At 69.7% G+C, this 21,415-nt stretch carries 20 protein-coding genes; 7 read left to right on the forward strand and 13 right to left on the reverse strand.

The window, feature by feature from the left end; all coding sequences use genetic code 11:
• Positions 1-10: 10 nt before the first annotated feature.
• Positions 11-1,060 carry a glycosyltransferase family 2 protein gene (locus OG588_RS19555; protein WP_405948415.1) on the reverse strand — a complete coding sequence of 350 codons (1,050 nt, stop codon included), beginning with the start codon at positions 1,058-1,060 and terminating at the stop codon, positions 11-13.
• Positions 1,061-1,186: 126 nt separating this feature from the next.
• Between OG588_RS19555 and OG588_RS19560 the strand changes: the two genes are divergently transcribed.
• Positions 1,187-2,644 (forward strand): LCP family protein, encoded by a 1,458-nt coding sequence (locus OG588_RS19560; protein ID WP_405948416.1) that lies wholly within the window; start codon positions 1,187-1,189, stop codon positions 2,642-2,644.
• A 73-nt stretch (positions 2,645-2,717) separates the two neighbouring features.
• Here the strand turns inward: OG588_RS19560 and OG588_RS19565 are convergent, their stop codons facing one another.
• Entirely contained in the window at positions 2,718-3,242 is a 525-nt protein-coding gene (locus OG588_RS19565; RefSeq protein ID WP_019065074.1) for an acyl-CoA thioesterase, read from the reverse strand.
• 120 nt (positions 3,243-3,362) lie between these two features.
• On the opposite strand from OG588_RS19565, the gene OG588_RS19570 reads away from it, so the two are divergent.
• Positions 3,363-4,658, forward strand: coding sequence for an LCP family protein (locus OG588_RS19570; protein ID WP_405948417.1), 1,296 nt, complete (start codon positions 3,363-3,365; stop codon positions 4,656-4,658).
• A gap of 69 nt (positions 4,659-4,727) precedes the next feature.
• On the opposite strand, the gene OG588_RS19575 is transcribed toward OG588_RS19570, so the two are convergent.
• Positions 4,728-5,885, reverse strand: coding sequence for an acyl-CoA dehydrogenase (locus OG588_RS19575; protein WP_405948418.1), 1,158 nt, complete (start codon positions 5,883-5,885; stop codon positions 4,728-4,730).
• Positions 5,886-6,081: 196 nt separating this feature from the next.
• Here OG588_RS19575 and OG588_RS19580 point away from each other — a divergent pair, with 196 nt between their 5' ends.
• Positions 6,082-7,425 carry a UDP-glucose dehydrogenase family protein gene (locus OG588_RS19580; protein WP_405948419.1) on the forward strand — a complete coding sequence of 448 codons (1,344 nt, stop codon included), beginning with the start codon at positions 6,082-6,084 and terminating at the stop codon, positions 7,423-7,425.
• Positions 7,426-7,765: 340 nt separating this feature from the next.
• Here OG588_RS19580 and OG588_RS19585 read toward each other — a convergent pair whose 3' ends face one another.
• Positions 7,766-8,266: a CGNR zinc finger domain-containing protein gene (locus OG588_RS19585; RefSeq protein WP_405948420.1), complete on the reverse strand. Its 501-nt coding sequence runs from the start codon at positions 8,264-8,266 to the stop codon at positions 7,766-7,768.
• Positions 8,267-8,350: 84 nt separating this feature from the next.
• Here OG588_RS19585 and OG588_RS19590 point away from each other — a divergent pair, with 84 nt between their 5' ends.
• Both OG588_RS19590 and OG588_RS19595 read left to right on the forward strand, forming a co-directional pair.
• Positions 8,351-8,716, forward strand: coding sequence for a VOC family protein (locus OG588_RS19590; protein WP_405948421.1), 366 nt, complete (start codon positions 8,351-8,353; stop codon positions 8,714-8,716).
• A gap of 43 nt (positions 8,717-8,759) precedes the next feature.
• Positions 8,760-9,143 (forward strand): VOC family protein, encoded by a 384-nt coding sequence (locus OG588_RS19595; RefSeq protein WP_405948422.1) that lies wholly within the window; start codon positions 8,760-8,762, stop codon positions 9,141-9,143.
• 15 nt (positions 9,144-9,158) lie between these two features.
• Here the strand turns inward: OG588_RS19595 and OG588_RS19600 are convergent, their stop codons facing one another.
• The 4 genes from OG588_RS19600 to OG588_RS19615 form a co-directional block, all read right to left on the reverse strand.
• A complete protein-coding gene (locus OG588_RS19600) occupies positions 9,159-10,301 on the reverse strand; it encodes a dipeptidase (protein ID WP_019063968.1) in 1,143 nt (380 codons plus the stop codon).
• 143 nt (positions 10,302-10,444) lie between these two features.
• On the reverse strand, positions 10,445-11,623 hold the full coding sequence (locus OG588_RS19605; RefSeq protein WP_405948423.1) for a dipeptidase: 1,179 nt from the start codon (positions 11,621-11,623) through the stop codon (positions 10,445-10,447).
• Between the two features lie 50 nt (positions 11,624-11,673).
• Positions 11,674-12,210: a 5-(carboxyamino)imidazole ribonucleotide mutase gene (gene purE / locus OG588_RS19610; RefSeq protein WP_366097296.1), complete on the reverse strand. Its 537-nt coding sequence runs from the start codon at positions 12,208-12,210 to the stop codon at positions 11,674-11,676.
• Positions 12,207-13,346 carry a 5-(carboxyamino)imidazole ribonucleotide synthase gene (locus tag OG588_RS19615; RefSeq protein ID WP_405948424.1) on the reverse strand — a complete coding sequence of 380 codons (1,140 nt, stop codon included), beginning with the start codon at positions 13,344-13,346 and terminating at the stop codon, positions 12,207-12,209. Before OG588_RS19615 ends, purE begins: the two co-directional genes overlap by 4 nt.
• A gap of 163 nt (positions 13,347-13,509) precedes the next feature.
• Between OG588_RS19615 and OG588_RS19620 the strand changes: the two genes are divergently transcribed.
• Positions 13,510-14,043, forward strand: coding sequence for a GtrA family protein (locus OG588_RS19620; RefSeq protein ID WP_366097294.1), 534 nt, complete (start codon positions 13,510-13,512; stop codon positions 14,041-14,043).
• A 16-nt stretch (positions 14,044-14,059) separates the two neighbouring features.
• Here the strand turns inward: OG588_RS19620 and OG588_RS19625 are convergent, their stop codons facing one another.
• Complete coding sequence (locus tag OG588_RS19625; protein ID WP_026151512.1) at positions 14,060-15,337, reverse strand: ATP-binding protein; 1,278 nt, start codon at positions 15,335-15,337, stop codon at positions 14,060-14,062.
• 128 nt (positions 15,338-15,465) lie between these two features.
• Complete coding sequence (locus OG588_RS19630) at positions 15,466-16,143, reverse strand: response regulator transcription factor (RefSeq protein ID WP_174447603.1); 678 nt, start codon at positions 16,141-16,143, stop codon at positions 15,466-15,468.
• 334 nt (positions 16,144-16,477) lie between these two features.
• Here OG588_RS19630 and OG588_RS19635 point away from each other — a divergent pair, with 334 nt between their 5' ends.
• Positions 16,478-17,974, forward strand: coding sequence for an oligopeptide:H+ symporter (locus tag OG588_RS19635; RefSeq protein ID WP_405948425.1), 1,497 nt, complete (start codon positions 16,478-16,480; stop codon positions 17,972-17,974).
• Between the two features lie 118 nt (positions 17,975-18,092).
• On the opposite strand, the gene OG588_RS19640 is transcribed toward OG588_RS19635, so the two are convergent.
• Genes OG588_RS19640 through OG588_RS19650 form a run of 3 tightly spaced genes read right to left on the reverse strand, consistent with a single transcriptional unit; the run spans position 18,093 to position 21,405 of the window.
• A complete protein-coding gene (locus OG588_RS19640) occupies positions 18,093-19,430 on the reverse strand; it encodes a hypothetical protein (RefSeq protein WP_405948426.1) in 1,338 nt (445 codons plus the stop codon).
• The gene (locus tag OG588_RS19645) at positions 19,427-20,545 is read right to left on the reverse strand and encodes a hypothetical protein (RefSeq protein WP_405948427.1); all 1,119 of its coding nucleotides are present in this window, start codon (positions 20,543-20,545) and stop codon (positions 19,427-19,429) included. The genes OG588_RS19640 and OG588_RS19645 overlap by 4 nt, the downstream gene beginning before the upstream one ends.
• The gene (locus OG588_RS19650; protein ID WP_405953164.1) at positions 20,542-21,405 is read right to left on the reverse strand and encodes a hypothetical protein; all 864 of its coding nucleotides are present in this window, start codon (positions 21,403-21,405) and stop codon (positions 20,542-20,544) included. The genes OG588_RS19645 and OG588_RS19650 overlap by 4 nt, the downstream gene beginning before the upstream one ends.
• Between the last annotated feature and the right edge of the window lie 10 nt (positions 21,406-21,415).

Here is a 21,415-nt window from a genome sequence, read left to right on the forward strand (position 1 = left end):
CTGCGGTACTTCAGCTGCTCGTCGAGCTGAGTACCGCGGGCCGCCTGGACGCGATCACCCTGCGCGCAAGGGACTTGGGGCTGGTGAGGAAGCCGTAGCCCCAGGACATGTGCATGGTGGCGAGGGCTACCGGGATCTGGAGGCGGGCCTTCAGGGAGAGGCCCTTGCCCGCCGGGAGCGAGCCGAGGGCGATCGCGGCGAGGTAGCCGGCCGGGATCAGGAAGCCCCAGGGCGTCAGGGCCGCGCCGACCACGATGCCGGCCGCGATCGCGCAGACCGCCGTCGGCGGGGCGAGGTAGCGGAGGTTGATGGAGCCCTCGTGGTAGCGGGCGACGACGTGGCGCCAGCGGCCGTAGTCCTTGTACTGCTTGGCCAGGGCCTTCACGCTCGGCCTCGGGCGGTACGACACCCGCAGCTCCGGCGAGAACCAGATGAGGCCGCCCGCCTCCCTGATCCGGAAGTTCAGCTCCCAGTCCTGGGCGCGGATGAACTCCTCGTTGTAGCCGCCCTGTTGCTCCAGTGCCTCGCGGCGGAACACCCCGAGGTAGACCGTCTCGGCGGAGCCCGCTTCCCCTCCGGTGTGGAAGGCCGCGTTGCCCACGCCGATCTTCGAGGTCATCGCGGCGGCGACCGCGTCCTCCCAGGCGTTCTCGCCCTCGGCGTGCATGATGCCGCCGACGTTCTGCGCGCCGGTCTCCTCCAGGAGGCGTACGGCGGTGGCGATGTAGTTCGGCGAGAGGATGCCGTGGCCGTCGACGCGGACGACGATCGGATGGCGGGAGGCCTTGATCGCGGCGTTGAGGGCGGCAGGCGTACGGCCGGTGGGGTTCGGGACGGTGTGGACGCGCTTGTTTTCAGAAGATGCAGTTTCCGCTACGAGCTGGGCCGCGATCTCGTCCGTACGGTCCTTCGAGGGACCGATGGCGATCACGACCTCCATCTCGCCGTCGTACTCCTGCGCGAGGATCGCTTGGACGGCTCCGCGCAGATGCCGCTCCTCGTCGAGGACGGGCATGATCACAGAAACGGCGGGGAGTCGCACGTCGGGCTTGGCGTTCATAGGGGGCTCACGTTACCGCGAACGGGGGACACGGACGCGCCCCGCCCGGGCGTCTGCCGTCGTATCAGATCGTATCGGCCTACGGTGCTCAAGATCCCACGTACGGCCCTCGCGGAGGTGTCCCCCATGCCCACGCCGCCCCGCCGCTCCCCCGCCGCCCGTCCCCCTCAGCGGCGTCCACGGCCCCCCGTACGACCGAAGAAGAAGCCGCGCTGGGCCATGCGGGCGGCGACCACGCTGTCCGTGGTGGTGCTCGCGTCCGCCGGGATCGGGCACGCGGTGGTCACCAGCCTCGACGCCGACATCGCCCGCGTCGACCCCTTCAAGGACATGAAGAACCGCCCGCGCGCGGGCCACGGCATGAACGTCCTGCTCGTCGGCACCGACGGCCGCGACAAGATCACCGAGCAGGAGCGGCGCCAGTACCACCTCGGCGGAGCGCCCTGCCACTGCACCGACACGATCATGATCGTGCACATCTCGGAGGACCGGGAGCGCGCCAGCGTGGTCAGCCTCCCGCGCGACTCCTACGCCGAGACGCCCCCGCACGTCGACCAGACCACCGGCGAGCACCACGGCCCGCACCCCATCAAGCTCAACGCGGCGTACGCGGAGGGCGGCCCCAACCTCACCGTGCGGACCGTCGAGTCCATGACCCACGTGAAGATCGACCACTACCTGGAGGTCGACTTCACCAGCTTCATGAGGACGGTCGACGTGCTCGGTGGCGTGAAGATCTGCACCGCCGAACCCTTGAAGGACTCGTACACGGGTCTTGATCTCCCCGCCGGCAGCCACACCCTGATGGGCGGGCAGGCCCTCCAGTACGTCCGCTCGCGGCACGTCGACGGCGCCTCCGACCTCGGCCGGATGAAGCGTCAGCAGCGTTTCCTGGCGGCGCTGATCGACCAGGCCACCTCCTCCGGGGTGCTGCTGAACCCGCTGAAGTTCCGTGACGTGACCCGCGCCGTGCTCGGCTCGGTCCGCGCGGACAAGGGCTTCGGCACCGACGAACTCCTCGACCTCGGGCGGGCGATGCGCGACTTCTCCCCGTCCTCCTCCGAGTTCACCACCGTGCCGATCGGGCAGATGGGGTACGTGGTGAAGGGCATCGGTTCCACGTTGAAATGGGACCAGGCGAAGGCGGCGAAGCTCTTCCAGGCCCTGCGCGACGACAAGCCCCTGACCGTGCACAAGGCGGCGCGCGCCAACGCCGTGAAGGTGGACGTGGCCCCGCAGCAGATTCAGGTCCAGGTGGAGAACGGGACGGCGACGGGCGGGCTGGGCAAGCGCGTCGACGCGGCGCTGGCGGCGACCGGCTTCCGTACGACGCACCAGCCGACGAGCGCGGCCGACCACGCCGTACGACGGACGGTCGTGGCCTACGACCCCCGCTGGGACCGTTCCGCGAAGTCCCTCGCCGCGGCGCTGCCCGGGAGCGAGCTGCGGGCGGTGAAGGGGCAGGGGCCGGTGCTGAAGGTGATCGCCGGGAGTGACTTCAAGCAGGTCACGCGGGTGCGGGCGACGGATGTGCAGCAGGGCGAGTTCGGGGTGGTGACCGGGGACGAGGTGGGGTGTTCCTGAAAAGTGTGACACTTTGGCGATTTCTGTAACACTTTTCCCAGGAGGGTAGGTCCCCCCTCCCCTCACCTCCGCCTCACTCGTCGAGACCCTCCGCCGCCCGCTTCTCGCGCAGTTCCATGATGGCGCGGCGGCGGGACAGCCGGTGCGTGCGGCGGATCTGGGCCTCTTGGTAGCGGCGCTCGTCGCGCTCGGTCTCCGGGATCACCGGGGGCACCGCGCGGGGCTTGCCGTCGGCGTCGACGGCGGCGAAGACGAGATACGCGGAGCCGACCTGGGTGGCCGGGGTCGACTCGTTCCAGCGCTCGGCCAGGACCCGCACGCCGACCTCCATGGAGGTCCGCCCGGTCCAGTTGACCTGGGCCTTCACATGGACGAGGTCGCCGACCCGGACCGGTTCCAGGAACGCCATCTCGTCCATCGACGCGGTGACGGCCGGTCCACCGCTGTGCCGCCCGGCGACGGCGCCCGCCGCGTCGTCGACCAGCTTCATGATGACCCCGCCGTGCACCGTGCCGAGCAGGTTCGTGTCGGCATTCGTCATGATGTGGCTGAGGGTGGTCCGGGAGGCGGACGTCGGCTTGCCCGGCAGGTCTGTCATGGACGCCACCCTATGCCGGGGTGGACATCTGCGGACTTTGTGTTGGCTTCGCAACAGCAGTGCCCTGATTTTCCTACGACCCTTGTAAAGGACATGGCCGCTACCTGCACACTGGGCCCCATGAACGATTGGCCCGAGGGATGGTCCGGCGGCAACCGCGGCAACGAGTACGGACGCGGTAGCGCGAACGCACAGCCGGAGAGCGCACGTGTGATGCGCCAGGTACGACGCGGCCCGCAGGCCCCGCCGTACGGCGCCGGAGTCCCGCCGCAGCCGTCGTACACGGACGGCCAGGGCTATGACGAGGGCCAGAACGGCTACGGCCAGGGCGGCTACGACAACAACGGGTACGACGGCTACAACACCGGCCAGGTCTACGGCGGTGGCGGGTCGGGCGGACCGCAGGGGCCGGACGGCGGGCGTGGTCCGCGCCGTCCCCCGAACTGGCGCCGTCGTATCAAGTGGACGGCGATCACCCTGGTCACCGTGCTGGTCGTGACCTCCGTGGCGACCTACTTCTGGGCCGACTCCAAGCTGAACCGCGACGTCGACCTGTCGAAGGTGATCGACCGGCCGGAGGCGGGCGACGGCACGAACTACCTGATCGTCGGGTCCGACAGCCGCGAGGGGCTGTCCGCCGCCGAGAAGAAGAAGCTGCACACCGGTTCCGCCGCGGGCAAGCGCACGGACTCGATGATGATCCTGCACGTGGGCGACAGCGGCGACACCCTGATCTCGCTGCCGCGTGACTCGAACGTCACGATCCCGTCGTACGTGGGCTCCACCTCCGGCAAGACGTACCAGAACACGGGCCGGCAGGAGAAGCTCAACGCGGCGTACGCGGAGGACGGGCCGACGCTGCTGGTCCGGACGATCGAGTACAACATGGGCCTGCACATCGACCACTACGTCGAGATCGGCTTCAACGGCTTCGCGGACATCGTGGACGCGGTCGGCGGTGTCACCATCGACATCGACAAGGGCTTCAAGGACTCGTACTCGGGCGCCGACTTCAAGGCGGGCAAGCAGACGCTGAACGGCGAGGAGGCGCTGGCCTTCGTCCGTACCCGGCACGCGTTCGCCGCCTCGGACCTCCAGCGCACGAAGAACCAGCAGAAGTTCCTGTCGGCCCTGGCCCACCAGGTGGCGACCCCGGGCACCCTGCTGAACCCCTTCAAGCTCTACCCGACGCTCGGCGCGGGCCTGGACTCACTGAGCGTCGACAAGGACATGTCGCTCTGGGACCTGGCCTCCATGTTCTGGGCGATGAAGGGCGTCAGCGGCGGCGACGGCACCTCCATGAACATGCCGATCTCCGGCTCCACCGGCGGCAACCTCCTCTGGGACAAGGCGAAGGTCAAGACGCTGGTGAACGAGCTGAACAACGACCAGAAGGTCACGGTCTCGGGCAACTGACGCGACCGTTGACGTGAGGAAGGGGGCCCTTGGACAAGGGCCCCCTTCCGCACGTCAACTCGCTTGCCGCTACGGCAGGTTGCGCGCCATGACGATGCGCTGGACCTGGTTCGTGCCCTCGTAGATCTGGGTGATCTTGGCGTCGCGCATCATGCGCTCGACCGGGTAGTCGCGGGTGTAGCCGTACCCGCCGAGGAGCTGGACCGCGTCGACCGTGACCTCCATCGCCACATCCGACGCGAAGCACTTGGCCGCCGCGCCCTGGAAGGTGAGGTTCTTGTCGCCTCGCTCCGACGCCGCCGCGGCCTGGTAGGTGAGGGCTCGGGCGGCCTCGATCTTCATGGCCATGTCGGCGAGCATGAACTGGATGCCCTGGAAGTCGGCGATCGGCTTGCCGAACTGCTTGCGTTCCTTGACGTAGCCCTTGGCGTAGTCGAGGGCGCCCTGGGCGATGCCGAGGGCCTGGGCCGCGATGGTGATGCGGGTGTGGTCCAGGGTCTTCATCGCGGTGGCGAAGCCGGTCCCCTCGGCACCGATCATGCGGTCGGCGGGGATGCGGACGTTGTCGAGGTAGACCTCGCGGGTCGGGGAGCCCTTGATGCCGAGCTTCTTCTCCGGGGCGCCGAAGGAGACGCCCTCGTCGGACTTCTCGACGACGAACGCGCTGATGCCCTTGCTGCGCTTCTCGGGGTCGGTCACGGCCATCACCGTGTAGTACTCGGAGACGCCCGCGTTCGTGATCCAGCGCTTCACGCCGTTGAGGATGTAGTGGTCGCCGTCGCGGACCGCCTTCGTCTTCATGCCGGCCGCGTCCGAGCCGGCGTCCGGCTCGGAGAGGGCGTACGAGAACATCGCGTCGCCCTTGGCGAGCGGGGTCATGTACCGCTTCTTCAGGTCCTCGGAGCCCGAGAGGATCACCGGGAGCGAGCCCAGCTTGTTCACCGCGGGGATGAGGGAGGAGGACGCGCAGACGCGGGCCACCTCCTCGATCACGATCACCGTGGCCAGCGCGTCCGCGCCGGTGCCGCCGTACTCCTCGGGGACGTGGACGGCGTGCAGGTCGTTCGCCACCAGGGCGTCGAGGGCCTCCTGCGGGAAGCGGGACTCCTCGTCCACCACGGCGGCGTACGGCGCGATCTTCGCCTCGGCCAGTGAACGGATCGCGTCGCGGAGCATGTCGTGCTCCTCTGACGGGCGGTACAGGTCGAAGTCAGCCGATCCGGCCAAGGTCTCTCACGCTCCAAGGACACTGTGATGACGGTGCTCATTACGATGACGGTGCTAATTACTGTTAAGTAACCCAAATTTTAGGGGCCCGCCCACGGGAGGGATACGTGAGCTTGGCGACAGGGGGAAAGGTGCCCGTCAGGACCTCCGACTATGCTCGGGCGCGCATCGCCCCCGTACCCCTTCTGGAGCATTCATGGCCCTCAAGATCACCGTGATCGGCACCGGCTACCTGGGCGCCACGCACGCCGCGGCCATGGCCGAGCTGGGCTACGAGGTGTTGGGTCTGGACGTCGTTCCCGAGAAGATCGAGATGCTCCAACGGGGTGAGGTCCCGATGTACGAGCCGGGGCTCGAGGAGCTGTTGCGCAAGCACGTCGCCGGGATCGAGGGCTCCACCGGGCGGCTGCGCTTCACCATGGACTGGGCCGAGGTCGCGGAGTTCGGCGACGTCCACTTCATGTGCACCAACACCCCGCAGAAGCACGGGGAGTACGCCTGCGACATGTCGTACGTCGACCGGGCCTTCGAGCTGCTCGCCCCGCACCTCACGCGCCCCGCGCTCGTCGTCGGCAAGTCCACCGTGCCGGTGGGCTCGGCGGACCGGCTGGCCGCCTATCTCGCCGCGCACGCGCCCGCCGGCGCGGACGCCGAGCTGGCCTGGAACCCGGAGTTCCTGCGCGAGGGCTTCGCCGTCCAGGACACGCTGCACCCGGACCGGATCGTCGTCGGCGTCCGCAGCGAGCGGGCCAAGAAGTTGCTGCGCGAGGTGTACGCCACCCCGGTCGCGGCCGGATCGCCGTTCGTCGTGACCGACTTCCCGACCGCCGAGCTGGTGAAGACGGCCGCGAACTCCTTCCTCGCCACGAAGATCTCCTTCATCAACGCGATGGCCGAGGTCTGTGAGGCCGCGGACGGCGATGTGGTGAAGCTGGCCGAGGCGATCGGGCACGACGAGCGGATCGGCAAGAAGTTCCTGCGGGCCGGGATCGGCTTCGGTGGCGGCTGCCTCCCGAAGGACATCCGGGCGTTCATGGCGCGGGCCGGTGAACTGGGCGCCGACCAGGCTCTCACCTTCCTCCGCGAGATCGACTCCATCAACATGCGGCGGCGCGGCCAGATGGTCGAGATGACCCGCGAGGCGCTCGGCGGCGGCTCCTTCCTGGGCAAGCGGGTCGCCGTCCTCGGCGCGACCTTCAAGCCGGACTCGGACGACGTCCGCGACTCCCCCGCACTGAACGTCGCCGGCCAGATCCACCTCCAGGGCGGCCAGGTCACCGTGTACGACCCGAAGGGCATGCCCAACGCGCTACGGCTGTTCCCGACGCTCGGGTACGCCGACACCGCCGTCGAGGCCGTACGGGGCGCCGATGTCGTCCTGCACCTGACGGAGTGGCGGGAGTTCCGCGAGCTGGACCCGGCGACACTCGGCGAGGCCGTACGCGCCCGGGTGGTCCTGGACGGCCGCAACGCGCTGGACCCGGCGCTGTGGCGGAAGGCGGGCTGGACGTTCCGGGCGATGGGGCGTCCCACGGCGTAACGCACGGTCGGGGCGGTGGGCCGTCCCACGGCACAACGCACGGTCGGGGCGATGGGCCGTCCCACGGCACAACGCACGGTCGGGGCGATGGGCCGTCCCACGGCACAACGCACGGTCGGGGCGATGGGCCGTCCCACGGCACAACGCACGGTCGGGGCGATGGGCCGTCCCACGGCACAACGCACGGTCGGGGCGATGGGCCGTCCCACGGCACAACGCACGGCTGGACGGACGACGCCGGTCCGGCCGAGGCTCAGTCGGCCGGACCGGCGTCTGGCTGCATTCTGCACCACTGGGCTGTGCTGGGCGCGATGACCGCCCAAGTCGCCTTCTGCGAGGGCTACTTGGACCGATACCTGCGCATCTTCGCGCGCGCCCCGCACACCGCCATCGAGCACCAGCGGCCCTTGCCCGCCGGGCTGCGGTCGTAGTACGCCCAGTGGCAGGTGGGGGCTTCGCAGGCTTTGAGGCGGGGCCAGGTGCCCTCGGCGAGGGACCGGGCGATGGCTGCCGCGATGCGGGAGAGCAGGAGGTCGCTGTCCGCGGGCTCGATGCGTGCGGAGCCGTCGTGCGCGTCGACGGCCACCAACAGCGGGGCCCGCGCGAGGAGTTCGCCGAGCGGGGTGGTCTCGCGGTGCGCGGGATGACCCGCATGGGCGAGCAGGGCCACCCGCAGCGATTCGCGTAGTTCGCGCGCCGACTCCGCCTCCCCCTCCGCGAGTCCGAAGCGTGCGCGGCCATCCTCCGTGTCGAGTTCGTCGGCGCCCGCCTCGATGTCCAGCGTGTTGACCAGGGCCTCGATCAGGGCGAGGTCGCCGGGGGCGGGAACTCTCTCACTCATGCTTGCGACGTTACCTCCAATGCGGGAGCATGCAGTAACCGTTACCCCATAACAACATCTGCAGGTAACCCGAAGGAGTCCGTCATGGCCATCGCCGAGCTGGGTACCGTCGTCCTGGACTGTCCCGACCCGCGCGCGCTCGCCGCCTTCTACGCCGGAATCCTGGGCGGCACCGTCGAGGACGAGGACGGCGGCGACTGGGTGGACCTGAAGCTGCCGGGCGGGCGGACACTGGCGTTCCAGGCAGCCCCCGGACACGTACCGCCGAAGTGGCCCGCGTCCGGCGACTCCCAGCAGTTCCACCTGGACCTGACCGTCACGGACCTGGACGCGGCCGAGAAAGACGTCCTGGCGCTGGGCGCGACGCCGCTGGACACCGAGGACCGCTCACGCGCCTGGCGTGTGTACGCCGACCCGGCGGGGCACCCGTTCTGCCTCTGCGCCTGCTGAGACCGCCCATACCGCCGACACCGCCGACATCAGGGAGCTCACCATGTCCGCCGTCGCACGTTTCCGCTCCACCGTGCTCGACTGCCCCGACCCGCTCGCACTCGCCGAGTTCTACGCCGGGATTCTCGGCGGCACACCCCACGTCGCCCATGACGAGTGGGTCGTCCTCGACATCCCGGACGGGCCGCGGCTCGCCTTCCAACGGGTGACGGAGTACGTCCCGCCCCAGTGGCCGCGCGCGGACCGGCCGCAGCAGCTCCATCTCGACTTCGACTCCGGGGCGACCTGGGAGGAGCTGGAGGTCGCGGAGGCGAAGGCGTTGGCGCTCGGCGCGCGGCCGTTGCACCAGGAGGACAAGGAGAACTTCCGGGTGTACGCCGATCCGGCAGGGCATCCCTTCTGCCTCTGCCGGATCGACCACCCGTAAGCACACCCGCGTTCGTTACCCGTCCAGCTCGGCGATCTTCGCCGTCGACGGCTCGCGGCGCTGCTGCGCGGCGCGGGCCGTGAAGTCGGCGCTGCGCAGGGCGCGTTGGACGTTGCCCCAGCTGAGCAGGGCGAGGTCGGGCTCGGACCAGCCGCGGTGGAGGAGCTCGGCGATGAGGTTCGGGTAGCAGGAGGCGTCGGCGAGGTCCTGCGGGTGGGCGGTGCCGGCGTCGTAGGTGCCGGACAGGGCGACGCACTCGCGGCCCGCGACCTCGTGGACGTGGTCGAGGTGGTCGGCGACGTCCCGGACGGAGGGCCCGGTCTGCTCGGCGGTGAGCGGCACCATGCACAGGCCCTTGGCGGCGCCGACCGCGGCGAGGAGTTCGTCGGAGAGGTTCGCCGGGTGCGGACGCAGCGTGCGGGCGGCGGAGCGGGTGAACAGCACCGGTGCCTTCGAGACCGCCAGCGCGCGGCGGATCGTGCCGTCGGAGGCGCCGGAGAGGTCGGCGAGCACCCCGAGGCGGTTCATCTCGCGCACGACCTCCTCGCCGAACCGGGTCAGCCCGGCCTCGCTCGCCCAGGACACCCCGGCCAGCGTGAGGACCCGTAGACCCAGCGCGTGCAGGGAGCGCAGGATGCCCAGGGAGTCGCCGAGCGCGGCGGCTCCGGCGGGGCCCAGCAGCACGGCGATACGGCCGCAGTGGCGCACGTCGGTGGTCTCGCCGGCGGTGTACGCCAGGCGCAGGCCCTCGGGGTGGGCGCGGACCACCGTGTTGACCAGATCCAGCTGCTCCAGGGTGGCGCCCACCGCCCGGTCCCCGTCGAGGCCCTCGGGCAGGTGCAGCGACCAGAACAACGCGCCGACATGCCCCTCCCGCAGCCGCGGCACATCGGTGTCCACCGAACTCTCCCCCAGCTCCAGGTCGAACCACGGCAGATGCCGCAGCGCCCACGGCAGCCCGCTGTAGCCGTCCGCGACCGGGTGCGCGGCGAGGATGGCGTGCGCGCGCTCCAGCGGGGCGGCGGCCGGGTCGGAGACGGGGTCGTACGGTTCCGCGGTGTCCGGCGGGAAGACCCCGGCGGGGAAGGGCTCGTGGACCAAGTCGTCGAGCTCGCCGACCTCGGTCGTCGCGTGCAGTTGGTCCTGGAGGTCGGCCATGGCGGGGCTCCGTACGTCGTTACGGCAGTACGGTCACCGTCGCACGCCCGCAAGGGGGCTACCTGGTGAGCGGGGCGTTCGGGGTACGGGGGGCGGGACGGCCGGTCACCCGTGGGCCGCCCCGCCCTGAACGAACCGTCCGGTCAGCCGTCCAGCGACTCGATCGTCGCGTTCGACGGCCCCCGCGTCGCCTGGATCTCCCGTGCCACGTCCTCCGCCGCGCCCAGCACCCGTACCGCGTTCTGCCAGGTCAGCTTGGCCAGGTCGGGCCTGGACCAGCCGCGGTCGAGGAGTTCCGCGATGAGGTTCGGGTAGCCGGAGACGTCGTTCAGACCGTCCGGGGTGAAGGCCGTGCCGTCGTAGTCGCCGCCGATACCGAGGTGGTCGACGCCCGCGACCTCGCGCATGTGGTCGAGGTGGTCGGCGACGGTGGAGACGGTCGCGATCGGGCGCGGGTGGAGTTCCTCGAAGGCGTGGTGCACCTTCATCGCCTCTTCGGTGGTCTCCAGGTGGTGCAGGCCGTGCGCGCGCATGTTGTCGTCGGCCGCGACCGTCCAGTCCACGGCGGCCTGGAGCACGAACTTCGGTACGAACGTCACCATGGCCATACCGCCGTTGCCCGGCAGCCGCTCCAGCACGTCGTCGGGGATGTTGCGCGGGTGATCACAGACCGCCCGGGACGACGAATGGGAGAAGATCACCGGCGCCGTCGACGTGTCCAGCGCGTCGCGCATCGTCGTCGCCGCGACGTGCGAGAGGTCGACGAGCATGCCCTCGCGGTTCATCTCCCGCACGACCTCACGCCCGAACGCCGACAGCCCGCCGACCCCCGGTTCGTCCGTCGCCGAGTCCGCCCACGCCACGTTGTCGTTGTGGGTGAGCGTCATGTAGCGGACGCCGAGGGCGTACAACCCCCGCAGCGTGCCGAGGGAGTTGGCGATCGAGTGCCCGCCCTCCGCACCCATGAGGGAGGCGATACGGCCCTCCCCGCGCGCCGACTCCATGTCCGCGGCGGTCAGCGCGGGCGCCAGCTGCTCCGGGTACCGGGCCAGCAACTGCCGTACGCAGTCGATCTGTTCCAGCGTCATCGGCACCGGGTCGGGCAGGTCCGAGCGGACGTACACCGACCAGTACTGCGCGCCGACGCCGCCCTCGCGCAGGCGCGGGATGTCGGTGTGCAGATGGGCGTTCTGGTGTACGGCGATGTCGCGGGCGTCGAGGTCGTAGTTGACCTGCTGGCGCAGCGCCCAGGGCAGGTCGTTGTGTCCGTCGACGACCGGGAACTCGCGGAGCAGCTCCCGGGCTTGATCAAGTGACGTCATCCCTGTGTCCCCCGTGTCCCCCGTGTCCCCCGTGTCCCCCGTCATCCCCGTCACTTCCCGAAACCGAAACCGCTGCCCGAACCCTCGACCTTGGTCCGCAGGCGCTTGCCCTTCTCGGTGGCCTGGTCGTTCAGCTCCTGCTGGAACTCCCGCATCCGGACGAGGAGTTCGTCGTCGTGCGTGGCCAGGATGCGGGCGGCGAGCAGTCCCGCGTTGCGCGCGCCGGCGACCGAGACGGTGGCGACGGGGACACCGGCCGGCATCTGCACGATGGACAGCAACGAGTCCATGCCGTCCAGGTACTTGAGCGGTACGGGCACGCCGATCACCGGCAGCGGACTCACCGAGGCGAGCATGCCGGGGAGGTGGGCGGCGCCGCCCGCGCCCGCGATGATCACCTTGAGGCCACGCCCGTCGGCCTGCTCGCCGTACGTGATCATCTCGCGCGGCATCCGGTGCGCGGAGAGGACGTCGACCTCGTACGCGATCTCGAACTCGTCGAGGGCCTGCGCGGCGCCCTCCATGACGGACCAGTCGGAGTCCGACCCCATGACGATTCCTACGACGGGTCCTGCGACGGAGCTCATTCGGTGATCGTGCCTCTCAGATAGCCGGCTGCGTGGCGGGCGCGGTCCAGGACGTCGTCCAGGACGTCGCCGTAGGTGTTGACGTGGCCCACCTTGCGGCCGGGCTTCACGTCCTTGCCGTACATGTGGATCTTCAGTTGGGGGTCCCTGGCCATGCAGTGCAGGTACGCGGAGTACATGTCCGGGTAGTCGCCGCCGAGAACGTTACACATCACGGTCCAGGGGGCCCGTGCGCGCGGATCGCCCAGCGGGAGGTCGAGGACCGCGCGGACGTGGTTCGCGAACTGGCTGGTGATCGCGCCGTCCTGGGTCCAGTGACCGGAGTTGTGCGGGCGCATGGCGAGTTCGTTGACGAGGATGCGACCGTCGCGGGTCTGGAACAGCTCGACGGCGAGATGGCCGACAACCCCGAGTTCCTTCGCGATGCGCAGCGCCATCTCCTCGGCCTGGAGGGCGAGGGACTCGTCCAGGTCGGGGGCCGGCGCGATGACCGTGTCGCAGACGCCGTTGACCTGCTGGGACTCGACGACCGGGTAGGCGACGGCCTGGCCGTGCGGGGAGCGTACGACGTTCGCCGCCAGCTCCCGCACGAAGTCGACCTTCTCCTCGGCGAGCACGGCGACACCGGCACGGAACGGCTCGGCGGCCTCCTCCGCCGAGTCGACCACCCACACGCCCTTGCCGTCGTAGCCGCCGCGGACGGTCTTGAGGACGACGGGGAAGCCGTCCCCCTCCGCCGCGAACGCGACGACGTCCGCCGGGTCGCCGACAAGACGGTGCCGCGGGCACGGCACGCCGATCTCGACGAGCTTCGCGCGCATCACGCCCTTGTCCTGGGCGTGCACGAGCGCGTCCGGGCCGGGGCGGACGGGGATGCCGTCCGCCTCCAGGGCGCGCAGATGCTCGGTGGGTACGTGTTCGTGATCGAAGGTGATCACGTCGCAGCCCCGCGCGAAGTCACGCAGCGTGTCGAGGTCGCGGTAGTCGCCGATGACGACATCGCCGACGACCTGCGCCGCGGACTCCTGAGGGATGTCACTGAGGAGCTTGAATTTGATGCCGAGCGGGATGCCCGCCTCGTGTGTCATACGAGCGAGCTGCCCCCCGCCGACCATGCCGACTACCGGGAACGTCACTCCCCCAGGGTATCGGTCACGCCGGGGCGGCCCGATTTCCGTACCTCTTACCGTTCTTTTCCGGGTCTCTTCCCGACCTGTGAGCCGCTTCACGGGCGGCGGGGGAAAGCGGTGGTTAGCATGGCTGGGTCGAGAATCCGAGAAGACAGGGGCCTGCACAACCATGGAGCCTGGTTCCGAAGGGCCTTTCAAACGGCTCGCCCGCGAGGTCGCCAAGTTCGGCGCGGTGGGCGTGGTGGGCACCGTGGTGAACTTCGCGGTCTCCAATCTGCTGTGGCATCTGACCAGCCTGCAGGCCGTGCGCGCCAACGTGATCGCGACGATCGTCGCCATCGCGTGCAACTACGTCGGCTTCCGGTATTTCACCTACCGGGACCGCGACAAGAGCGCCCGCACCAAGGAACTGAGCCTGTTCCTGGCGTTCAGCCTGGTCGGCCTGGTGATCGAGAACGGCATCCTGTTCGCGGCGATCTACGGCTTCGGCTGGGACAGCTCGCTGCAGCGCAACGTCTTCAAGGTGCTCGGCATCGGCATCGCGACGCTGTTCCGCTTCTGGTCGTACCGCAGCTGGGTGTTCAAGGCGCTGCCGACCGAGGACGAGGACGCTGCCGAGACCGGGGAGCCGGTCGCGGAGCCCTTTCTGAAGCAGAAGCAGAACCCCGAGCCGCTGCCCCGCCCCAAGCAGCACGTGAGCTGAATCCCCCACTCCCGTCCTAGCGGACCGTGGGCTCGTCCTCGTCCACCGGCAGCCGCTTCGTCGGCGGCGTGCGCGACAGGAAGAGCCCGAACACCGGCGGCTGCGCCTGCAGCATCTCCAGCCGCCCGCCGTCCGCCTCCGCGAGGTCACGCGCGACCGCGAGGCCGATCCCGGTGGAGTTACGACCGCTGATCGTGCGCTCGAAGATGCGGGCGCCGAGGTCGGTGGGAACGCCGGGGCCCTCGTCCGTGACTTCCACGACGGACTGGTTGCCGGTGACGCGGGTGCGCAGGGCGACCGTGCCGCCGCCGTGCATCAGGGAGTTCTCGATCAGCGCGGCCAGCACCTGGGCGACCGCGCCCGGGGTGCCGACGGCCTGGAGATGCCGCTTGCCCGAGCTGACGATCGCGCGGCCCACGCCTCGGTAGGCCGGGCGCCACTCGGCGAGCTGCTGCTGGATGACCTCGTCGAGGTCGAAGGAGACGGCGGAACCGGTACGGGGGTCACGCGCGTTCGTCAGCAGCCGCTCCACGACGTCCGTGAGCCGCTCGACCTGCGTCAGCGCGATCGTCGCCTCCTCCTTCACCGTGTCCGGGTCGTCCGTGAGGGTGATCTCCTCCAGGCGCATGGAGAGCGCGGTGAGGGGCGTACGCAGCTGGTGCGAGGCGTCGGCGGCCAGCCTCCGCTCGGCGGTGAGCATACGGGCGATGCGCTCGGCGGAGGAGTCGAGGACATCGGCGACCCGGTCCAACTCCGGGACGCTGTACCGCTTGTGCCGGGGGCGCGGGTCACCGGAACCGAGCCGCTCGGCGGTCTCCGCGAGGTCGGTGAGCGGCGAGGCGAGCCGGTTGGCCTGCCGTACCGCGAGCAGTACGGCGGCCACCACGGCGAGCAGCGCGACGGCGCCGATGATGAGCAGCGTCCGCCCGACCTCACGGGTGACGGTCGAGCGCGGCTCCTCCACGGTGACCGTCTCGCCCTCCTCGCCCTTGGCGGTGGAGCGGATGACGTCACCGGTCGGCTTGGTGCCGACCGCGATCACCGGGTCGCCCGGGATCCGGATCACGGCGTACCGATCCTCCGTGACCTGCGTACGCAGCACCTCGGAGTCGACGATCTCCGCCCCGAGAATCCGACTGTCCACGATGCTGGCCAGCCGGAGCGCCTCGGAATCCACCCGTTCCTGGGCGCTGTTGCTGATCGTGCGTGTCTCGACGATGACGAGGGAAACACCGAACACGGCGATCACCACGAGCACCACAGCGAGGGTGGACTGAATAAGACGACGACGCACGGCCACTCTCCGAGAAACGGCGACTTCAGCGCCCCGAAAGGGGCGCGGGGAACTGCGCGACCAGCCCTAGACGGCGGCCAGTCGCGCACACCACACCAGCCACCCACGTCGCAACGCGCGTAGCCGACCTAGCTCTTCTCGAACCGGAACCCGACACCCCGCACAGTGGCGATGTACCGAGGGTTGGCCGCATCGTCACCGAGCTTCTTCCGCAGCCAGGAGATATGCATGTCGAGGGTCTTGGTGGACGACCACCACGTCGTGTCCCACACCTCGCGCATCAACTGGTCCCGGGTGACAACCCGCCCGGCATCCCGCACAAGCACCCGCAGCAGGTCGAACTCCTTGGCGGTGAGCTGGAGTTCCTCGTCGCCCATCCACGCACGGTGGGACTCGACGTCGATACGGACGCCGTGCGTGGCGGGCGGCTGCGCGGGCTCCGCGGCGCCGCGCCGGAGCAGCGCCCGGACGCGGGCGAGCAGTTCGGCGAGCCGGAAGGGTTTGGTGACGTAGTCGTCGGCGCCCGCGTCGAGGCCTACGACGGTGTCCACCTCGTCGGCGCGCGCGGTCAGGATGAGGATGGGGACGGTGTGGCCCTCGGCGCGCAGTCGGCGGGCGACTTCCAGGCCGTCCATACCGGGCAGGCCCAGGTCCAGGACACACAGGTCGATGCCGCCCTGGATGCCGGCATCGAGGGCTGTCGGTCCGTCCTCGCGCACCTCGACCTCGTAGCCTTCCCGTCGCAAAGCGCGGGCCAGCGGCTCCGAGATGGACGCGTCGTCCTCGGCGAGCAGTACACGGGTCATGAGCTGATGGTAGTCCGCCTTGGACAGCGGTCGAGGTGTGATCGCCACGAGTGATTCTTACCTTGGGGCAAGTCGGATTCGCTGCCGTGAAGAATTCGGGTCGAACCTGTGTCTGTGCGATGCGATCCTTGCATTCACCTTCGAAAGACCGACCATGGTTCCACTATTCCCTGTGATCGATGTCTCAAGTCCTTCCATATCCGGCGGTGTCCTGCCGTATGGTGGCCTGACCGCCTGTAGTGACACTGAAGACCTTTGGCGAGCATTTACAGCTGAAGGTCTCTTTTGTGTGCTGCCCTCTCAACCAGCACGGCCCGACCAGCAAGGATCGATCATGGCGTCCAGCCTGACGAAGGACTCGGTGACTCCGGGCACCCCCGGTTCCGATACGACCTTCTTCGGCCACCCCCGCGGACTGGCCACTCTCTTCATGACCGAGATGTGGGAGCGATTCTCCTACTACGGCATGAAAGCTCTGCTCCCGCTGTACCTGGTGGCACCGGGCGGCCTGCACATGAGCGCGGCCACCGCTACCGCGATCTACTCGGTGTACCTGTCCCTCGTGTACCTGCTCGCCCTGCCCGGCGGCTGGTTCGCGGACCGTGTCCTCGGCCCCCGCAAGACGGTCGCCGTCGCCGGCGTGATCATCATGCTCGGCCACCTCACCCTGGCCCTCCCGTCCTCGGGCACGTTCTTCGCGGGCCTGGGCCTGGTGGCGGTCGGCTCCGGTCTCCTGAAGGCCAACATCTCGACGATGGTCGGCCACCTCTACGAGGGCCCGGACGACCCGCGCCGTGACGGCGGCTTCACGGTCTTCTACATCGGCATCAACATCGGCGCGTTCGCCGCGCCGCTGGCCATCGGCACCATCGGCGAGAACTACAACTGGCACCTCGGCTTCGCGCTCGCCGCGGTCGGCATGGCCATCGGCCTCGCCCAGTACCTGCTCGGCACGAGCCACCTCAGCTCCCGCTCGGACCTCGTCCCCAAGCCGCTGTCCGCCGAGGAGAAGGCGGCCACGCTGCGCAAGTCGGGCCTGTGGGCGGCCGTCGCCGTCGTCTTCTACGCGATCGTCGGCTTCTCCGGCCACTACACGCTGAACTGGCTGCTGGTCCCGATCACGATCGCCGGCCTCCTCATCCCCGTCCTGGTCATCGCCCGCATCAAGCGCGACAAGGACCTCGACCGCGCCGAGCAGTCGAAGATGTCCGCGTACATCTGGTTCTTCGTCGCCGCGGCCGTCTTCTGGATGATCTACGACCAGGGCGGCTCGACGGTGTCCCTGTTCGCCGACTCCTCGGCGAAGAACACCGTCTTCGGCTGGAACTTCCCGATCTCCTGGTACCAGTCGGTCAACCCGGTCCTCATCATGGCCCTGGCCCCGGTCTTCGCCTGGGCCTGGCTGGCCCTGGCCCGCCGGGGCAAGGAGCCGAGCACGGCGACCAAGTTCGCGATGGGCCTGGTCCTGATCGGCGCGTCCTTCTTCCTCTTCCTGGCCCCGCTCGCGATCGCCGACGGCGGTCACAAGGCGGCGGCGATGTGGCTGGTGGCGATCTACTTCGTCCAGACGGTCGGCGAGCTGACCCTCTCCCCCGTCGGCCTCTCCGTCACCACGAAGATGGCCCCCGCGAAGTACGCCTCCCAGATGATGGGCGTCTGGTTCCTCGCGGTGACGGCGGGCGACGCCACGACGGGCCTCCTGTCCATCGCCGGCGTCGACCTGAACAAGACGGGCATCGTCGCGTTGCAGGCCGCCCTCGCGGTCCTGGCGGGCGCGGCGGTGTGGATGTACCGCAAGAGGGTCAAGGAACTCATGGGCGACGTGCACTGACGTTCGTCCACTGACGTTCGTCCACGGCTACGTGACAAAGGGCCGCTGCATCCCTCGGGATGCGGCGGCCCTTTCTGTGTCCCCGGCGTTCTCCAGTGAACGTCGGGCCCGCGCTCGTCTACCGCAGCCGCCTCCGTCCCGGCAGGAACGTGAACACCGCCACGCCCAGCAGGATCGCCGTACCGGAGACCAGGCCGAGCGCTTTCAGGCCGCCGTGGCTGTCCGAGCCCGTCTCCGCCAAGCCGCCGGAGGACGATGTCGACGTCGACGTACCGCCCGTCGTGGTGGAACCGGACGCGCCGCTCGCCTGTTCCGTCGTGTCGAGGGTCAGGGAGACCTCCGACTTCGTGGGTGTGCAAGTCGTCGTCGTGCCAAGGGCGCTGACCGTGAGGACGCCGGGTGACAGCGTCGACGTGCCGCTCGCGCCCGGTTTGTAGGTACCGGTCAGGTCCGGGATGTCGATCGGGTCGCCGGACTTGATGGCGGCGGAGTTGGTCGGGCCCTCGACATGGACCGTGCCGCTGTCGGCGCCGCCCAGGACCACCTCCATCGACGGTTTCACGGAGTCCGCCGGGATGTCGGCCGGACTGTCCATCACCGACCCGTTGAACTTCACGGTGAGGTCGTAACTCCCGCCGTCCTTAGTGGCGTTGATCTGCACGGGCGAGGTCGCGCTCTTGTCACCGATCGGCGTCTTGCACGCGTAAGGGACGGAGACCTCCTTGCCGGTGAAGTCCGTCTGACCGGTCCCGGTGCCGTCGCTGGAACTCGCCGACACAGACGCGGATGTGGATGCCGATGCCGACTCGGAATCCGAGTCACTGGGCGACGGAGACGCCGACGTCGAGTCCGATGCGGTCGGCGACGTACTCGACGAACTGCCGTCCCCCGCCGTCACGTTGATCGTCGCCGAAGGCGAGACCGTCGCCGTCGGCGCGCACTTCGTGTCCGTCGAGAACGCGTTGACCGTGTACGCGTCCGGTGTCAGCGTCACCGACCCCGCTGTCGTCAGTTTCAGCGTGCCCTTCATGTCGGACAGGGTCATCGCCGCGCCCTTGGGGATCGCCGGGTTCGTGCGCGGGCCCAGCATCGCGATGTCGGCGGTCTGCGCGCCGCCCGCCTTCAACGTCCCGGACGGCTGGACCGAGTTGGCGGGCAGGTCGATGATGTCGGGGTTCTTGGACGCGGCCTGGGTGAACTTCCAGACGACGTCGACCGTGTCGCCCACCTTCGCCGTGGCGGGCGCGGTGATCTCGACCTTGGTGGTGCCGTCGACCGGGTCGATGCCGGCGGGCGGCACGCAGTGGGTGGCGTAGGACACCTCGGCGGCCTGCGCGGCCTGGGCGCTCAGGCCGAGCGCGAGGCCCGCACCGCCGAGGACCAGCGCGAACGCGGCCGCGCCCGCTCTCCGTACACCGCCTCCGCCGGCCGGGATGACTCTCCTTCGCTTGCTCACGTAGGTCCCTTCCTGGTGGGAGTCGTCGGACTCGTCGGGCTGTCGTCGTGCGGTGCGGAGAGTCGACCGGCCGCCGTGCCCGGATCCGAATCCGGGGTGAACCACGGCAGGGTCGAGGTCGTAGGGGCGGCCTCAGCCGCTTCCCGGGGCGTGGGCGCCTTGCCGAACTTCGGCATACGCAAGGTGACTTGGGCAGGCACGTGCAGGCTCCGGTGCCGGGGCGGGCCCATGCTGCGGGCCGCCTTGCGTGGCCGTAGCCGGTCCACCACGGCCATCCCGACGCGGAACACCGCCGCCGGTACGACCACGCAGAGCAGGATCCAGAACAGGGTCACGCCCCAGGGGCGGCCGACTCCCCATGGTTGTTCGGCGAGGACCCGGCCGCCGTACTTCATCGAGACGGTGTAGTCGCCGTGCGCTCCGGCCGAGAGTTCTACGGGGAGTTTGATCTCCGCCTTCCCGCCGGGCGCGATCGTGCCGTTGAACTGCTGGTCGTCCCACTGCGGCGCGAACACCCCGTGGGAGGTGCCGACTTGGAACAGGGGGTTCTTGACGGCGGTCGAGCCTGCGTTGCCCACGGTGAAGACCAGCGTGCGGGACGGTGGCGCCCCGAACCAGGTCAACAGCCCGCTCGAACCGTCCAGTCGGGGGTCGGAGATGACCGACAGCCGTCCGGTCGACGGCTCCGCGGGGAGTGGTTCGACCGCGTGGCCGGCCACCTGGAAGACCGTGTCCGCCGACGCGCTCGCCCCCGTCACCGTCGCCACATGCACCACGCACGGGCACGGCACCGGCGGTTCGGACACCGGCAGCTTCTTGCTGAAGATGCCCTTGGCGTCCGTCGTGACGGCTCTACCGTCCGCGTTGGCACAGGAGTTGGTGCCGCCGATCACCCCGCGCGCGGGCGTCGCCTGTCCGCAGATCAGCACCATCAGCAGGGCGTGCGCCCGCCAGCCGCTCCCGGAGACGGTGATCGAACCGCCCGCCCCTGCTTGTGTTTTGGAGAGCTTCACCGTCGGCCCACCCGCCGCCGCGGCAGTTGTCGCCCCCGCCAACGGCAGCAGAAGCAGCGCGAGCACCGCCACCAGCGCCGGAATCCGCACCTTGCCGCTCACATCCCCGCTCCCGTCAACTCGGCCTGCGTGTACGGGTGTTCGGCCTTCGCATCGTCCTCATCCGTACGGCGCCGTCGACGTCGTAGTCGCAGCCGTAGTCGTACGAGAAGCAGCGCGGCCCCCGCCGTCAACGCGCCCCCGGCCCCCGCCACCGCTCCCCACGGCACGAACCGTGTCGACACGTCCGCCGTATCGCGTGCGCCGCCTGTCGCCGTGACCGTGAGGTGTACGTCGACCGCGTCCAGGGTGGGGTGGTCGGGCCAGGGTTCGGTGAGCTTGAGGCGTTGGCCTGGCGGGAGTTGGACCGGGAGGGTGCGGGGGGTGCGGTCCAGGAGGGTGCCGAAGACGCCGGTGGCGTGGACGGCGAGTTTCGGGGCGAGGGGGGTGGTGCCGCGGTTGACCAGTTCGTAGGTGATGCGGTCGCCGTGGACAGCCACATGTTCGATGGTCAGCGCGGACAACATCGGTCCGGATACGTGGAGTTGGAGTCGTGCCGTCACCTCGCGACCACGCGCGTCCCGCGCGACGATCGTGGCGGTGTGGTCGCCGGGGGCGGCTGTCGTCGGGACGTTCACCGTGAAGGGGATGTCCGCCCGGGTACGGGCCGGTACCCGAACTCCCGTGTCGGCGAAGGTGATCGGGATGCCGGTGGCGCGCAGTCGTACGGTGACCGGGTGGGTGGTGGGGTTGGTCACGGACACCGTGTCCTGGAGGGGCGTGCCGGGCTCGCCCTCGGCGTAGAACGTCGGGCGTCCGCCGCCCGCGGGCGCAACGGTCCATCCCTCGGCGGCCGTTGCGGTCGGTGCGGCCGCAAGGAGGGCGAGGAGGGACAGGCCCAGGACGCGGGCGGTCGACGACAGCATGGGCGGC

Origin of the sequence: Streptomyces prunicolor, assembly GCF_045162825.1 — a bacterium.
In the GTDB taxonomy this organism is placed as follows: Bacteria; Actinomycetota; Actinomycetes; order Streptomycetales; family Streptomycetaceae; genus Streptomyces; species Streptomyces prunicolor.